The organism is Natronobacterium gregoryi SP2, from assembly GCF_000230715.2.
In the GTDB taxonomy this organism is placed as follows: domain Archaea; phylum Halobacteriota; class Halobacteria; order Halobacteriales; family Natrialbaceae; genus Natronobacterium; species Natronobacterium gregoryi.
This window is the reverse complement of the sequence record NC_019792.1, coordinates 1,908,155-1,924,228: the sequence shown is the minus strand read 5'-3', so window position 1 is coordinate 1,924,228 and position 16,074 is coordinate 1,908,155. Positions and strand designations below refer to the sequence as shown.

At 61.1% G+C, this 16,074-nt stretch carries 15 protein-coding genes; 8 read left to right on the top strand and 7 right to left on the bottom strand.

The window, feature by feature from the left end:
- The first annotated feature begins 56 nt into the window (after positions 1-56).
- Together NATGR_RS09570 and NATGR_RS09565 are read left to right on the top strand one after the other, a co-directional pair.
- A complete protein-coding gene (locus tag NATGR_RS09570; protein ID WP_005577713.1) occupies positions 57-1,244 on the top strand; it encodes a S24/S26 family peptidase in 1,188 nt (395 codons plus the stop codon).
- Positions 1,245-1,246: 2 nt separating this feature from the next.
- A complete protein-coding gene (locus NATGR_RS09565) occupies positions 1,247-2,551 on the top strand; it encodes a DUF5305 domain-containing protein (protein ID WP_005577716.1) in 1,305 nt (434 codons plus the stop codon).
- A gap of 158 nt (positions 2,552-2,709) precedes the next feature.
- Here NATGR_RS09565 and solA read toward each other — a convergent pair whose 3' ends face one another.
- From solA to NATGR_RS09550, 3 genes are all read right to left on the bottom strand, one after another.
- Complete coding sequence (solA, locus tag NATGR_RS09560) at positions 2,710-3,837, bottom strand: N-methyl-L-tryptophan oxidase (RefSeq protein ID WP_005577718.1); 1,128 nt, start codon at positions 3,835-3,837, stop codon at positions 2,710-2,712.
- Positions 3,838-3,964: 127 nt separating this feature from the next.
- Positions 3,965-4,384 (bottom strand): BAR domain-containing protein, encoded by a 420-nt coding sequence (locus NATGR_RS09555; RefSeq protein ID WP_005577720.1) that lies wholly within the window; start codon positions 4,382-4,384, stop codon positions 3,965-3,967.
- A gap of 199 nt (positions 4,385-4,583) precedes the next feature.
- The gene (locus NATGR_RS09550; protein ID WP_049887860.1) at positions 4,584-5,039 is read right to left on the bottom strand and encodes a DUF5807 family protein; all 456 of its coding nucleotides are present in this window, start codon (positions 5,037-5,039) and stop codon (positions 4,584-4,586) included.
- A 322-nt stretch (positions 5,040-5,361) separates the two neighbouring features.
- Here NATGR_RS09550 and NATGR_RS09545 point away from each other — a divergent pair, with 322 nt between their 5' ends.
- Positions 5,362-5,796 (top strand): chemotaxis protein CheW, encoded by a 435-nt coding sequence (locus tag NATGR_RS09545; protein WP_005577722.1) that lies wholly within the window; start codon positions 5,362-5,364, stop codon positions 5,794-5,796.
- Between the two features lie 288 nt (positions 5,797-6,084).
- Here NATGR_RS09545 and NATGR_RS09540 read toward each other — a convergent pair whose 3' ends face one another.
- Together NATGR_RS09540 and NATGR_RS09535 are read right to left on the bottom strand one after the other, a co-directional pair.
- A complete protein-coding gene (locus tag NATGR_RS09540) occupies positions 6,085-7,236 on the bottom strand; it encodes a chemotaxis protein CheW (protein WP_005577729.1) in 1,152 nt (383 codons plus the stop codon).
- Entirely contained in the window at positions 7,233-8,021 is a 789-nt protein-coding gene (locus NATGR_RS09535) for a ParA family protein (RefSeq protein WP_005577730.1), read from the bottom strand. Before NATGR_RS09535 ends, NATGR_RS09540 begins: the two co-directional genes overlap by 4 nt.
- 118 nt (positions 8,022-8,139) lie before the next feature.
- On the opposite strand from NATGR_RS09535, the gene NATGR_RS09530 reads away from it, so the two are divergent.
- The 5 genes from NATGR_RS09530 (at position 8,140) to NATGR_RS09510 (ending at position 13,409) form a co-directional block, all read left to right on the top strand.
- Complete coding sequence (locus tag NATGR_RS09530; protein WP_005577731.1) at positions 8,140-8,328, top strand: hypothetical protein; 189 nt, start codon at positions 8,140-8,142, stop codon at positions 8,326-8,328.
- Positions 8,329-8,484: 156 nt separating this feature from the next.
- Complete coding sequence (gene cheB, locus NATGR_RS09525; protein ID WP_005577732.1) at positions 8,485-9,549, top strand: chemotaxis-specific protein-glutamate methyltransferase CheB; 1,065 nt, start codon at positions 8,485-8,487, stop codon at positions 9,547-9,549.
- Positions 9,546-11,486: a chemotaxis protein CheA gene (cheA, locus tag NATGR_RS09520; RefSeq protein WP_015233514.1), complete on the top strand. Its 1,941-nt coding sequence runs from the start codon at positions 9,546-9,548 to the stop codon at positions 11,484-11,486. The genes cheB and cheA overlap by 4 nt, the downstream gene beginning before the upstream one ends.
- A 345-nt stretch (positions 11,487-11,831) precedes the next feature.
- Positions 11,832-12,188, top strand: coding sequence for a chemotaxis protein CheY (gene cheY, locus NATGR_RS09515; protein WP_005577734.1), 357 nt, complete (start codon positions 11,832-11,834; stop codon positions 12,186-12,188).
- A 6-nt stretch (positions 12,189-12,194) separates the two neighbouring features.
- Entirely contained in the window at positions 12,195-13,409 is a 1,215-nt protein-coding gene (locus tag NATGR_RS09510) for a chemotaxis protein CheC (RefSeq protein WP_005577735.1), read from the top strand.
- Here the strand turns inward: NATGR_RS09510 and NATGR_RS09505 are convergent.
- Positions 13,406-14,272 (bottom strand): CheF family chemotaxis protein, encoded by an 867-nt coding sequence (locus NATGR_RS09505; RefSeq protein WP_005577736.1) that lies wholly within the window; start codon positions 14,270-14,272, stop codon positions 13,406-13,408. The two genes, NATGR_RS09510 and NATGR_RS09505, sit on opposite strands and share 4 nt — an antisense overlap.
- A 116-nt stretch (positions 14,273-14,388) precedes the next feature.
- Entirely contained in the window at positions 14,389-16,062 is a 1,674-nt protein-coding gene (locus NATGR_RS09500; protein ID WP_005577737.1) for a type II/IV secretion system ATPase subunit, read from the bottom strand.
- Positions 16,063-16,074 lie beyond the last annotated feature (12 nt).

Sequence of the window (16,074 nt, the reverse complement as noted above, 5' to 3'; positions counted from 1 at the left end):
AGACAGTTCAAATACCCTAACTTTCAAATAACCGTACGTGATTGCCCTCATTTGGGATGATCCGACGGGGAGCGCAGGGTATCGGAATCGTCGTTCTCGTCGGGTTGCTCGCCGGACAGATCCTCGGCCAGCCGATTCTGCTCGGGTTCGTCGAAACCGGAAGCATGGAACCGACGATCGAGACCGGCGACGGGTTCGTCGCCGTACCTAGTGAAGTCGGTGGCGATCCGACGGTCGGCGACGTCGTCGTCTTCGACGCCGAGGAAATCGACGGCGGTGGACTGACGACACATCGGGTAGTCGACGAAACCGACCGGGGATACGTGACTCGCGGGGACGCAAATCCCTTCACCGACCAGGACAGCGGTGAGCCGTCCGTCCAAGACGGGCAAATCGTCGCGTCTGCACTGCAGGTAAACGACGAGGTCGTCACGATCCCGAACCTCGGGACCGGCGTAATGGCGATCGGTGACGGACTCGAGCGCGGTCAGCGGTGGTTCGCGACGACGTTTGGAGTCCGTACGTTTCTCGAGACAGCAGGGTTGGCCTACCTGCTGTTAGGAATCTCGATCGGTCTCTACGCTATCGAGACGGTCCGGGAGCGGCGTCGATCCGACGGTCGGTCGTCGCTCGAGTCAGATCGGTCAGGCGGAAACGGAAGTGGGGTGGAGGCGGCGTTCGACCCACGATTGCTCGCAGGAGCGTTCGCCCTGCTGGTAGTCGTCGCCGCGGCGGCGGCGATGGTCGCACCAGCGGGGACTCACTCTCACGACGTCATCAGCGCAGAGTTCGAGTCGGATCGCCCGCTGGTGGTCGAACAGGGGACGACCGAGGAGATACCGTACGAGGTAGGAAACGGTGGCTTCGTTCCGATCGTGACCTACATCGAGCCGAAGAGTGAGAACGTCGACGTCGAGCCAGGACCGACGACTGTCGCTCCGCGGGAGTCGGCCGAGGTGACGCTCTCGATTACGGCACCCGACGAAACCGGCTACCACCCGGCGTACGTCACGGAGTATCGCTTTCTGTCTCTCCTGCCGCTACCGGTACTCGACTGGCTGTACGACGTTCATCCGTGGGTCCCATTCGTCGCCATCGTCTCATTGCTCGGGGGCGGGTTCTACTGGCTCGGTCGACTCCTGCTCGAGCCGGCTGACCCTCGTCTCCGGCGAGTGACGAGGCGGAGGCGACGACGAGAGAGTCACAGCGAACAGCGACGTTCGGATTCCCGAGGAAGAAACTAACTATGTATAGGTCCGACACTGACGGGGAGAGACGGGACGAGGAACACGCGAAGCGACGATTGCAGCTTCGGGTACTGTTCGCGGAATACCGAACGGCACTGGTGATCACGTGTGTCGTCCTCGTCGTCTTCGGTGGGTGGTTGAGCTACGGGGCGTACGCCGCTCCACCCGAAGAGACCGACCAGCGACTCGAGTCGTCCTGGTCTGCGACGGGAGCACTGGCTCACGAAGCGATGGTGAGCGACGCCACTGCGGTCTATCCGAACGGGACCGTGCTCGAGAACGAACCGCTCTACTACACGGCGGTGACGCCGGAGTTGGACGGCGAGTTCGTTGGCGGGTACGAGGCCGAAACCGCCAGGAACGTGGCTCTCGGCGTCTCCATCGATCTCGCGTATCGGGCCGTCGAGCCCGACGACGGGGGCGACACGGTCTACTGGAGCCAGCGGGAGAATCTCGCGTCTGTCAGCGAAAAGGATGTCGAACCACACGAGGATGTCACGGCCGACTTCACCGTCGACGTCACCGAGGTCGCGGCGACGATCGACGAGATCGAAGCCGATCTCGAAGCGAGTCCCGGAGCGACGGAGATACACATCGAAATCGAGCGCACGGTCGAAGGCGAAATCGAGGGCGATCACCGGTCCGTCGCGGACGAGTACCAGGTTCCAATCGAATACGACGGGAGCACGTACCGGATCGACGACGCGGGAACGGACGCATACGACGAGTCCTACGACGAGTCCAAGACGGTCACTGTCCCTGCAACTGCGGGACCGCTCCATACCGTCGGTGGCCCGTTGCTCCTCGTCCTCGGACTGGCTGGCACGGTCGGCCTGGCTGTCGGCTCACGACGACTCTCGGAACCGACGTCGACGGAACTCGAGTGGCTCGCCTATCGAAACGACCGCGAGCAGTTCGACGAGTTGCTGACGCCTGTCAGGCTTCCCGCGTCGAAACTCGAGTTCGACGAGGACGACGTTCTGGATGGAGGTACCAGCGAACGCGTGCCCGTCGAAACGCTGGCGGATCTGGCAGGAGTCGGGATCGACGTCGGCGCACCGGTACTCTTCGACCGACGGACCGAACGGTACGTCGTCCGTCACGAGGAGGCAGCGTACGTCTACGAGCCGCCGGCTCTCGAGTCCGTTTTCGAACCGACTGCTCGTGGCGGCTCGAACGACGGACCGGCTCGTGTGGACGAGAGCGACGATCGGTCCACGGAACCGACCGACGAAACGACGACGGACGACTCAAGTGAGAGAGACGAAAGGACAGAGACGAACTCCCCAGTAGAGGATCGATAGGCTCTCACGCCGCGTTGCTCGACAGCATCCGGTCGTGTGGCCGGTTCGACGCGCTAGTCTGGGGTGGCCCGCCACTAGTACTGTCCCAACCGTCGACTGACGGGTCGGATCGAGCCACACCGCCAGATTCGACCCATCAGTTCAGGCTTGGCCCGCCACTAGAACCGCTCCAGCGAGAACGGCTCGATCTCGTGGTCCGTTTCCGCGTCGACGACCAGGTCAGCGAGAATTTCACCGACAACGGGAGCAAAGGCGAAACCGCGCCCGGAGAAGCCGGCACCGACCGCGACCTGTGAGTGGTCCGGTAACGTATCGAGGACGAACTGCTCGTCTGGCGTATTCGTATAGAGACAGGTCTCCATGCGAAGCGTCGGGCCGACGCCGCCAGGGAAGTACTGCTCGGCAAACTCCTCGAGGAACCGTTCGTCTGCCTGGGTCGGCTCCCGTTCGAAGGCGTCGGGGTCGACGGTCTTCTCGCGGTGGTGACGACGGGCGAACGTGATCCCAGGAACGCGGTGTGCAGGCGCACCGTAGAACCGTCCGTCCGGCGTCTCGAGGTTCCAGACGGGAAACCGGGCTCGCTCGAACCGTGCAGGGTCGTCGGGCTGGAACCACGCGACGACCTGTCGTTCCGGCACCGCGATGTCCTCGAGTGCGTCGACGAACTGTGCCGTCCACGCGCCCGCGGTGATCACGAGGTTGGCCGCCTCGTAGGCGTCGTAGTCGGTTTCGACGCGGACGCCGTCGTCCGTCGGCGACCAGTCGACGACCCGTTCGCGAGCGCGGATCGTCGCCCCGTCACGGTGAGCACGTTCGACGTGGGCGACGAGACAGGCTTCGGCATCCAGAAATCCGCCGTCGGGCTGAGAGATCGCCTCGTAGTCGTCGGGAAGATCGTACGCCGGGTATCGATCGGCGAGTTCTGTCCGTGAAAGACGTTCGTACTCACAACCGAGGGTAGCACAGGCCTCCCCCGCCTCCTCTACGAGGGGGCCGTCCGCCGGACCGGCGTCGATCGAACCGGTCCGGGAGAACAACTGCCTGTCGGTGTCGTCCTCGAGGTCCAGCCACAGCGCCTCGGCCCGGCGGAGCAACGAAGCGGACGCCGGATCGGTGGCGTCTGTGAGTTTGAACTGACGGGTGTAGCCGTGTGACGAGCCGTAGTTGTGGGGAACGTCGTATCGCTCGAGGCCGAGAACGTCGACGCCGCGGGCAGCGAGGTGGGCGACGGTCGCACTGCCTGCGCCGCCGACGCCGAGAACGATGACGTCGTACCGGTCGCTCATACGCGAGGATACGCGAACGGGAGCGAAAATACTTCTCACTCGCGGCAAGCGAGTCGCTGTCACGAGTGGGTGGCACGATCACGATTCGTCCGGCGATCCGGACAGAAATGGCCGACAGCAATTCGTATCAGTTCTCGGTAGCCGACGCCTCGTCACCGTCGGCACGCTCTCGCAGCCGGCGCTTGTGCTGGCGTTCGGTCACGTGATCGAGTCCGTCCGCCAACTCCTCTCGAGCCTCGGCTTCGAAGGCGACGATGTCGTCCATAAACCCCGTCGAGAACTCCTCGACGAGTTCGAACGTCCATTGGTCGCTGACTGCACCTGCCGGCAGATGCTCGTTTCTGAGGGCGTCGGCCCACTCGTCGTGGCCGGCCGTCTGAAGTTCGTCCTCGGCGTCTGCCATTCGATCCATCGCGTGTCCAAGCTGATGGTGAAACGCGAGCAACGAGCCGTACGCCCGGTGGACGTACTCGATACCGAGTTGCATTTCGTGTAACGCGTCGGCTTCTGCGTCGCTCAACTCGGGGTCGTCGGAATCGGTCGTCATAGCCGTCGGACTACGAACGGGTGAAAAGTCGTTGGCAGCGCGGCAACGGCTGCCGGTACCGGGCGGCCTGTTGTTCGCGCGATCAGTCACCTCGTGTAAATCGCCTTTCCGGCGCGACCGCGAGCATTCCTGCGGTCACCCGGTACATCGGGACAGTCGCTCGGATTGGGGTGTGGGCGAACGTCCGACAGGAACCGAATCAGTCGGTATTCGTGTCGGCATCGCTCGGATTCCATCGGTCCGAGTACGCCACGCCACACGAACACTGGGCGTAGGCGTGGACGACGTCGCCCTCCGCGTAGAGACCGCCAGCGTCCTCGTTTTGTTTCTCCGTGAAGGCAAAGACGAACCTGACCTCGTGGTCCGCGGCGTCGTCGCCGGGCGTTTCGGGGCAGGTCCCACCGGCGAGGTCGACGTCGACGACCCCCTCGTGCTCCATCGCCGACCGGGCAAAATCCATCGCATCGGTGCCGATCGCCGCTTGGAACGCGTTTCGTCCTCGCTCGCCGTCGACGACGAGCAGGACGCCATCGTCGACGCGCTCACCAAACTCATCGAGGCGGTCATCGGAGACGAACGAGTCAGACAGAAAGAGGACGACGTCGTCCGGCCGGTCGCCGGAGAGAAACTCCTCGCGGGCGCGCAGGTCACTCATTACCCGCTGTCGGCCCTCGAGCAGGATAAAAGCCGCGACACAGACCGACTCGAGTCGCGCTAGATCAGCGCTGTGGTCGCCGGCGACCATCTGCAAAAACACTTATCTGTGTTACTCACCCTTTCATGACTATGTCCGGAGCCGACAGGAGATTACCGCGTTCCGGGGATGACGTGGCAATCTCCGTGTGTATGCCGGACGAAGCCGGTCGGCTCCGAACGACCCAATCGAGCGCACTCGCGGCCGAGTTCGGGTCGGCCTCGACGCCGCTCCTGGCGTCACAGTCAGCTCCACTCGCGCCGACGAACCATCGTAACTGACCATGTCTACGACCAAACAGACCACGGACGACCTACGTACGAACGTCCTCGAGTTCGCACTCGGGGAGAACCGCTACTGCGTCGACATCGGCTACATCGCAGAGATCGTCGATACCGCGGATCTGACCGCGGTTCCGAATACGGCCGACCACGTCGAGGGGGTGATGGATCTCCGCGGGGAGACGACGAAGATCGTCAACCTGCGGAAGATCTTCGGCGAGGACGACGGAGAGACGCTCGGCAGCAGGATTATCGTCTTCAAGCGAAAGCAAGACTCCAAAGAACGGATCGGCTGGCTCGCCGACGAAGTCAACCAGGTCCGAGAGATCCAGCTCCAGGAGGTCGACACCTCCGTCGAGGGCGACGGAATCGCAGGTGTCATCCGCCGTGACGACGATTTCGTGCTCTGGATCAATCCAACGGACGTTCGCGTGTAAATCGCCACGGGAGTCGGTGGTCGAAGCTCCTCGATTCTCGTCGGCACTAAAATCGACGCTCCCTCTTCTCTCGGCGTCCCGTCTCGACGATACGTCCTGTACTGCAGAGTCCGGCGAACAGCGTCCACGAGAACCCGCTTCTTCCGAGTGGAGTGTGCTCGGTCGTGTCGAAGCCCGGTAGAAAGTGTCTACCACCGCGGAAACTCGCTCGAGGTGCGCCACAGGAAACGGCGTTTTCAGAAACGGTGCGTCGAGTCGGCGGGACGGACTGACAAAAGAAAGACAGGATTACGCTTCTGTCCCGGCGACGGTGCGTTGAGTCGCAACCTTCTCGATAATGCTGTCGATGTCGAGCCACGTGACAAGCGTCGTCTCGTCTTCTTCGGTTTTCTTGATGATTCCCTCGACGAACTTGTGTTGTGCGGCGGCGTCTTCCTCCATTGCATCCGCCGTCTCGTCGATTTGGGATTCGCGATAGGTCACGGCCTGGGAGACGTCGGAGACGCGAATACCGACTTTCTGCTCGTCGTCGCGTTCGATGACAACGATGTAGTGGTCGTCCGAGAGTTCGTTTCGCTCGACGTCCAACAGGACCGTCGGATCGAGCACGCCCGTGATCTCGCCCCGGAGGTCAGTGACGCCGTCGATCGCGTCCGGCCCACGCGGGAACCGCGTGATGTCTTTCATCTCGACGATCGCACTGACGAGATCTATCTCGATCGCGTGCCGACTCTCTTCGAGATAGAACTCGAGCATCTGGATCGTATTCTCGTCGTCGTGTGCCGACGCGATCAACGAGTCGCCACGCTCGAAAACTTCTTTCCCACGACCGATCGCTGCGTCATCGTAGCTCTCACTGGCCGCGCCGACGACCGTGGCGTCGACGGTTGCCTCGTCACCCGTAGCAGAGTCTACGCCACCAGTGCCCGCGATGGCACCCCGCAACGCCGGGTCGATGTTCTGCTCGAGTTCGGTGTCGACAGCGCCGGAGTCGGTCTCCGACTCGGAGACGTCTCCCGTAGCGCTGTCCGTGTCCGCGTCTTCGGTCGCGGACGCGTCAGTATCGTCTGCCGGAGACGCGGACGCGTCAGTATCGTCTATCGAGGACTCGGGAGCAGTCTCGTCGGTGGAGTCAGTGTCGGCTTCGTCACAGTCCGTGGACGCGGCTTCGTTCGTCGCGGGCGACTCGTCTGACGTCCCGTCGGTAGCCGCTGGCTCCGCTTTCGAGTCGTCTTCGTTCGCTGCTTTCGAGTTAGCTGTGGTCTCGTCGGTTCCCGTCGATCCGTCGACCGAACGCTTCTCGTTGGTGACGTCTTCTGATTCGTCGGTGGATTGGTCGGGGGAACCGTCGTCAGTGTCTTCGGTGTCGTTCGAGGCGGATCGTGCGGGATTCGCCCGGTTTCGCATCTCGCGGATGCGACGCGCCCTGTCGTCGGTCATGCCGATACCTCCTCTTTCGCAAGCCGTTCGTCCAGTTTTGTTGCCATCGATGCAAACACCTCGCTCATGTCGATTTCCTCGTCGGCCTCGAAGACTGAGTGTCCGTCCGTGAACGCACGCTGGAAGGCGACCCGCTTGCGAATCCGGTAGATCGGCGTCTCCGGCAGCGCATCGTCGAACCACGCGAGCATCTCCGCGGCTGCGTTCGTGTTCTCGATCCGATTTGCGACCAGTGCACACGGTTCGATCGTCACGTCGTGATCCATCTCGAGTGCGCCGACGTAGTCGAACAGCAACTCGATCGACCGCTTGCTCGTCGGCTCGGCGAGTGCCGGGATAACGAGATTTCTGGCCGCGTACAGTCCGTTGTCGGTGATAACTCCGAGGTGTGGCGGGCAGTCGACGACGACGTAGTCGTATCCGTCTTCGAGCTGCGACAACAGCCGATCGAGACGCATCTCGGCGTTTTCCGCCGACGATAGCGCCGACGAAGCGGCGTTCATATCGACGTTACTCGCGACGACGTCCATCTCCGGATGGTCGTAGACGATCTCCTCGGCGGAGACGTCGTCGGGATCGACGAGAGCGTCGAGCAACGTCGGCGGCTCGGCGTCGTAGGCCTCGAGGAGCCCGAGTCCTTCAGTCGCGTTTCCCTGCGGGTCGATATCGACGAAGAGAACGTCCTGTCCGCGATCGTTCAGGGCCCCGGCCAGGTTGATCGCGACAGTCGTCTTTCCGACACCTCCTTTCTGGTTTGTTACACACAGCCGAGCGGGTTCCGCCATTCTCCTGGACCGTTTCAACTCTGACCACATAACTCACACGGCCAACTGTATCTCGTAGGCCTCCCAGCGGGTTGGATCGGCCGAATTCTTTATCAAGCGAACCTGGCAATTCAGTCCCATGGCAGTGACCGTATCGTTCGTTGACGACGCCGACGCGACGGTTCCGTCCGCGGTCGAATTCTTCGACGCCGACAGTGACAGTTACCTGGACGAGAAGACAGCGTGGGCCGGCGACGCCGCCGTCTCCGCGATCACGTCCGGAGGGTGCGTCGATAGCGTTTTTCCACTGCCAGCATACGGGAGCTAGCTCAGTTATGAGTACCATCTTCTCTCCACGTCCGACACAGCAGGGCCGGCCAGTATTCGGCGTCACACCCGTTTCCATACTCGCATCCGGCTCCAATCCCGGTTTCGAGACCGAGACGGTGCAGCAACCGACCCGCAAACACCCCGATCGTCACTGATGGTCCGAGCCGTCATCGCAGACGATTCTGCAGTAATGCGTGAAACCCTCGGGAAGATTCTCGAAGACGGTGGGATCGACGTGATCGGTCGTGCGAAAAACGGCACCGAAGCCGTCGAGCTGATCACCGACGTCGAGCCCGACATCGCAACGGTCGACATCCAGATGCCAGGTCTCACGGGCCACGAAGTAATCGAGCAGGTGATGGACGAACGGCCGACGCCGATGCTGGTCATCAGTTCACAGACGACCAAGAACGCAGAAGCCACGTTCGAGGCGCTCGAGGCCGGTGCGGTCGACTTCATCGCGAAGCCAAGCGGCGACAACTCCGTCCCGATCTGGTCGAAACAGGACGAGATCGTCGAACAGGTTCGTGCGGTCGCCAAGGCGGACATCTCCGGCAGTACCGATTCCGGCAACGAGAGATCGACGGCCGACGAACTGGCGACGGTCGACGTCGACGCGACCGAGGCGTTTCCACGCGAGCCAACGCTCGTGATCGGTGCATCGACCGGCGGCCCGCGCGTCGTCGAGCGGGTCCTGTCCGAACTACCCGAGCGCGCAGGGTTACGAATCCTCATAGTCCAACACATGGCTGACCATTACACGGAACGTTTCGCGGAACGGCTCGACAAACGAACCGACTACGACATTCGAGAGGCAGCCGGTCGCGACACGATCGGTGCCGGCGAGGGTGTCCTGGCAAAGGGTGGCTACCATCTCGCCGTCTCGAGCTTTTCGAACGGGAAACTCACCGTCACCCACGACGACGGTCCCAAGCGACACAACGTCAAGCCGGCAATCGACGTAACGATGGAGACCGCGGCGGAGACGGTCACCGGCAATCTCGCTGGTGTCATCATGACTGGGATGGGAGCAGACGGTGCCGACGGGCTGGCCGAGATCAAAGCAGCCGGCGGCAAGGCTATCGTGCAGGACGAAAAGACGTCCAGGGTCTACGGCATGCCGAAGGTCGCTGCCGAGCAGGTCGACGTCGACATGGTCCTGCCGGAAGACCGGATCGCCGAAGGAGTCGTCAACGCCTTCCGGGGGTGGTCGTCATGAGCGACGCCACCTCGACGTTCGTCCAAGAGAGCAAGGAAGACATCCGAAAACTCAACGACGCACTGCTAGAACTCGAGGACGACCCCGATCCGGAGGAATCCGAGGCCATCGAGACAGTCTTCCGGGTCGCACACAACCTCAAGGGGAACTTCGGGGTGATGGGTTACTCCAAGGCGAGTAACTTGGCCCACGCGATCGAGGACTTGCTCGACGAGATCCGCGACGGGGAACTCGCCGTCACCGGTGAACGGATGGACCTCATCTTCAGCGGGGTCGATCTCCTCGAGGAGATGGTCAACGAGATTTCCGACGACGGAGAGACCGAGACCAATCCGGAGGCGACGATCACGAAGATCCGATCGTCGATCGAGACCGGAGATGCAGCCACCGAGACGGAGGCGGAACGTGACGGTGTGACGGTCGGTTCCCGCGAGATGCCGGTCGACGAACTGGCCGACGAGGTCGATCTGGGCGACGACGAGGAACTCTTGCGAGTGTCGCTTGCGATCGCCAACGAGGAGGCTCCACACGTCGATGCGATGTTCGTGCTCGACTCGACCAGAAACGAGTACGAACTGGTCCGGACCGTTCCCGACGACGAGACGATCGAGTCGGAGGAGTTCGACGGTCAAATCGACGTGTACCTGTTGACCGATGCGAGCGTCAGCAGTGACGATGTCGTGGACTTCTACGAGGACGACCGATACGTCGACGACGTCAGCGTCGAGGACGTGGCCGACGAACTCACTGCCGACGACGAATCGACCGACGATTCCGACACCACCCACAGTACCCAGGAAGTCGAGTCGATCCGGGTCGACGTCGAACAGATCGACCAACTGTACAACCAGGTCGAGGAGATGGTCACCAGCCGGATCAAACTCCACAAGATCATCGAGGACCACGAACTCGTCGAGGCCGAAGACGAACTCGAGGAACACGGCAAGATCACCTCGCGGCTCCAGGATACCGTCCTCGAGATCCGGCTCGTTCCCCTGAAGAAGATCGTCGGTAACTTCCCGCGAGTCGTTCGTGACATCTCGCGCAAGCAGGACAAAGAGATCGACTTCCAGATGGAGGGGATCGACATCGAGATGGATCGGTCGATTCTAAACGAGTTGGGCGATCCGCTGATGCATCTTATCCGCAACGCCGTCGATCACGGGATCGAGCCGCCCGAAGAACGCGAGAAGAAAGGGAAATCTCGCGAAGGAACGATCAAGCTGATCGGTGAACGCGAACGCGACCGGGTCTCGGTCACTGTCGAGGACGACGGCCGTGGTCTCGACGTCGAAGGACTCCGCCAGAAAGCGGTCGATCAGGGGATCAAGACGGAAGAGGAAGTCCGTGTGCTAGACGACTCCGAGGTGTACGACCTCATCTTCCATCCCGGGTTCTCGACGACCGAGGAAGTCACCGAGGTCAGCGGCCGTGGCGTCGGGATGGACGTCGTCGAGCAGGTCGTTCGCGGAGTCGACGGCTCGATCAACGTCGAGAGCGAACCCGACGAAGGGACGTCGATCACGCTGATGCTTCCCGTCAGCGTCGCCATCGTTCGCGTGCTCTTTGTCACCATCGGCGACGAGCAGTACGGCGTTCCCATCAAGAACATCGACGAGATTTCCGAGTTCGGCGACGTCACCGTCGAGACGGTCGAAGGGCGACCCACCGTCACTCACGACGACCGTGTCTACCCGCTGTTGTCGCTTGGTGAGCGACTGAACGTTCCCAACACCGAACCCGCAGACGACGACATGGTCATCCGGATCAAAGACTCGGTCAGACAGGTCTGTCTCCGCTGTTCCGACGTCGCCGGCCAGGAAGAAGTCGTCATCAAGCCCTTCGAAGGTGTACTCAGCGGGACGCCAGGAATCAGCGGTGCGTCGGTCCTCGGCGAGGGCGAAGTCGTCATGATTCTCGACGTCGAGACGCTCTGAGACGGATCGTCGGACGCACGTTCCGATGCGATCGCGATCAACGTACGACCTCCGCGGTCGAGTCGGGCCATCACCACAGCAGACCGGATATCGCTCCCTCGAGTGGGCGTACCGCCGGACGTTCGGTTCTGTCCACGCTCACCCGAACGGTCGGACGGTTTTCCGTCCGTCAGTGCCGGCGCGCCCGCGATCCAAAGCGGTTGTACCGGGAATCGGGACAGCAATCCGTATCAGAACAGGTTCGTTTCCTCGAGCGAGAGGACAGCCGTTCCTTCCTTTCGTTTCGTTCGAATCGCTGGCAGTTCGGTCAACATAATTAAGTCATATGGGTGTATTGACTCGCCCATGGACGTGTTGATCACAGACGATTCCGGATTCATGCGGGATCTTCTTCGCGAAATCCTTGAGGAGGACCACAACGTCGTCGGTGAGGCCGAGAACGGCGTCGAAGCAGTCGAACTCTATCAGCAGGAAGACCCAGATGTCGTCTTTATGGACATCGTGATGCCGATCAAAGACGGTATCGAGGCAACCGACGAGATCACGGATCTGGACTCCGACGCGACGGTCGTCATGTGTACAAGCGTCGAACAGGCCGAACAGATGAAAGATTCCATCGAAGCCGGTGCCGACGGCTACATCACGAAACCGTTCCAGAAAGAAAGCGTGCTCGAAGAACTCAACAGCATCACTTCCGGGTAACTTGCCATGGAAATCGACATTCGAGAGCTCGAGACGTACCAAGAACTCGCCCACGACGGTGCACAAGCGGCTGCCGACTCCCTCTCACAGTTGACTGGTATCGGCACCAACGTTCGGGTGACGAACGTCTCGCTGATGTCTCCCGAGGACCTCGAGAACGAGTTCTTCGCCAAGGAGTTCGCCGGCGTTTGCATCGATCTCTCCGGGGAGATTTCGGGTCAGGTCGCTCTCGCGTTCGACGAACAGGGTCGAGAAGCGATCACCGACAAACTCGTGCCGGCCGACGACCCCGAGAAGAAAAAAAGTAGCATCAAAGAGGTCGGCAACATCATGACCAGCGGCTTCGTCGACGGCTGGGCGAACTACCTGAACGCGACCATCAAGAGTTCGCCGCCGACGTACATCCAGGGGCAGGGAACCGACATCCTCCCGGTATCGATCAACGACATCGAGAGTCACCTGTTCGTGTTCCGGAGCCGCGTCGAAGTCGAAGAAGGCAGCGACGCTAACGAGACCGTCGACTTCCGTATCCTCCTGATCCCCGACTCGAACTCGCTCGAGCGAACGCTCAAGCCCAAGGCCGAAGACGGCGTCTCCTTCGAAAAGCTCGAGGTCTTTACCGACATGACCAAGGAGGGTGCCCAGAAGGCGGCGACGAACATCACCTCGATGACCGGTATCGACACGACCGTCAACATCAGCCGGCTGACGCTGGTCCCCATCGAGGACATCCCCAAAGAAGTCGGAACGAAGCGGTACGTCGGCACCGTCATGGAGTACGACGGGAAGATAAGTGGCTACCTCGTTATTCTGTTCGATCAGCCGTCCGGCCGCGCCGTCGTCGACGCACTCGTCCCGATGGAGACCGACGGACAGTGGGACGAGATGGAGCAAGAGGCACTCAAAGAGCTGTCGAACATCATGACCAGTGGCTTCGTCGACGGCTGGGCGAACGTCCTGAGCGCCGAGATCAAACATCAACCGCCCAACTTCGTCGCAGACACTGGAACGGCCGTGATGACGCCGGTGACAGAACAGATCGGGAAAACCGACGATCACGCGTTCCTGCTGGACTCGAGCATCGAGACCAACAGTGATCAGGTGTTTACCTGTCAGATGCTCGCGTTACCACACCGGAACGAACTCGAAGCAGCGCTCGAGGACTTGCTGGTCGAGAACACAGACAACGCACAGGTCAATCCGGACGACCTGTTCGATTAAGCTCCGATCTGTTCGCTTACGACGATGCGACCTCTCGCTGTCAGCGAGATATCGTTACCGGTCTCGACGATCAGGTTCTTTCGCCTGACGGAGTGTAACACGTTCGTCACGTAGGCCGGATCGCCGTCGAGGACGTTCCTGAAGTCCAGTTCGCCGCCGGTCGAGTGGAGGTTGACGAGCAGACGTTTCTCGGGTTTAGAGAGCTGAATGTTTTCGATCTCTTCGCGCAGTTCGTCGAGTCCGAGATGGATGTACCTGGCAAGCAGGTTCACGTGTTGGCTCCGTGCTGGGGCGATGAGCGACGTGATCGCCTGCCCAGTCTCGTCGTTGATGTGTGTCACGACGAGTGTCGTGCGGTCGTCGTCGCCGATCCGGTTCGCTTGATCGAGCTGTGTGATGTTGGCAACGTCGATGCAAACGGAGCGATTTTGCGTCTGGACGACGATTTGCTGGCTCACGACGGACAGTTCCCCGAGAACGACCGGAGCGTCTCTCCGACGGCCGTCGATCCGCGTCGGATGCTGGATCGCGACCTTCCTGTCGTTCAACAGGAGACGAAACAGGATCGAAGTCAGTTTCTCGACGTTTTCGTCCTCGCTCTCGATGATCGCCGTCTGGGTTCGCTCACTTCCCTTGTAGGCGACCGTTACAGTATCGTCGAAGAAACTCTTCACCTGGTACGGGACGCTCCCGACGTTGACGTCGACGACCCTCGAGAGTGGGATCGTCTTCTTCTCGGCCGCAGACGCGAGGACCATCCGTCGCTCCGTCAGGATGATCCGACCCTTGACCGGTTTTCCGTCCCCTCGCTTCTTGCTGAGGAAAAACCGGCAAGTGATGTCGGCGACGATATCCTCGCTCATTGTGGCCTGAACAATCTATCGTAGTCGTTTCTCTGTAATATTCGTTTCCACTACCTTTTGCAGCCGTTTCCCCGCCAGCGATCGGCCGACGACGTGTCGGCGATCGTGGAGACGGGTCAATCCGGCCGAGAGACGTGGAACGGAAGCCCCTCGACACCGTCGCGCTGGAACGCGTCGATCGTCGAATTCACCTCGTGGTACTCGAGGATGTTCTCCTGTATCATCCGTTCGATGATGTCGGCCCGGAACTGCAAGTCGTCGTAGATCTTCCGGGTGTCCGCGTACCCCAGCAGGGTCGCGATCTGTTCCTCGAGGACGTAGGAGTTGTTCATCCCCTGGAAGACGACTTCGTCCTCGACTGGGTCCCAGTAGAACACCTGCCGGGTGACGACCCCGTCCATCTCCTCGGAGTAGCCCTCGATCTCCTGGACCGAGGTGACACGACGGAGGACATCGTCACCCTGCTTGACGCGGTTCTGGAACAGCGCCACGTCTGCGTTGTCCATGAACGTCTCGGGAACGTTGATCGGATCGCCGGTAAACCGCTGGATCATCGAGACGATGTCGCTCGCGTGGAAGGTCAGCATGACCGGGTGGCCGGTCTGGGCCGCCTGGAACGCCATTCGGCCTTCCTCACCACGAACCTCACCCACGATGATGTACTCCGGACGCGATCGCAGCGCTGCCTCGACGAGGTTGAACATACTCACGTCCGAACTGTCCTCGTCACGGCTCTCACGGGTCAACAACTGCTGCCAGGTGTCGTGTGGCGGCAACACCTCCGCAGTGTCTTCCGCAGTGTAGATCTTCGAGTCACGGGGAATAAACGACATGATGGAGTTCAACGTCGTCGTCTTCCCGGACGCCGTCTCCCCGACCACGAACACCGTCCGTTCGTTCTCGAGACACAGCCAGAGGTAGGCCGCGAGTTCGGGCGACAACGTCCCCCAGTTGGTAATCTGGGTCACCGTCAGCGGCACCTCGTCGCCCTGACGGATGGTGAGACTGGGGCCTTTCACACTCACGTCGTCGCTGTAGATGACGTTCAGACGCGACCCATCCGGCAACGTCGAGTCGATGATCGGATCGGCGTCGGTCATCGGGTTGCCGATCCGCTCACCCATGTTGTTCAGCCAGCGGTCGAACTCCTCGAGCGTCCCGAAGTCAACCGACGTCTCGACCATCCCGAACACGCCGTGATCGACGTAACACTCGTTGGGACCGATCACGTGAATGTCCTCGTTCTCCGGGTCACGCATGACTGGCTCGAGGGGACCGAGACCAACGATGTCCCGGTTCAGCCTGTATCGAATGTTTTCGTACGTCTCCTGTGGGACCTCCTGAATCCCGGGGTGGAATTTGATCTTCAGTTCCTCGATCAGGCTATCGAGTTCCTCGTCTTTGATGTGGGTCGTCTCGTTGAGCAGTTCCTCGATGCGGTCGTCGTACTCGACGTCTTTCTCGGGAGCCTTCTTCGTCGTACTGCGGCGCAACAGCGAGTCTTTGATCTTCTCGAAGACGTCCTGTTCTTCTTCAGACAGCGTCGGCTCGATCGCAAAGTACTGCATCTTCGTCCCCACGTCGCCGTAGACGTGGCTGTAGATCGGTCCACCGACGGGGTAGAGAACGTTCGGGTGGTCGACTTCGTGTTCCGCCGTCGGTTCGTCGATCAAAACCGGAAACTCACCGGTGATCTGTCTGAACTTCTTTAGATGTTCGCGGAGGTGTGGCCGCCGTGCCGCGTGCTCCTGAAGCTCGTCCGACGGCTTGGGCGTCCCCATTTCCGTCATATAGCGGTCACT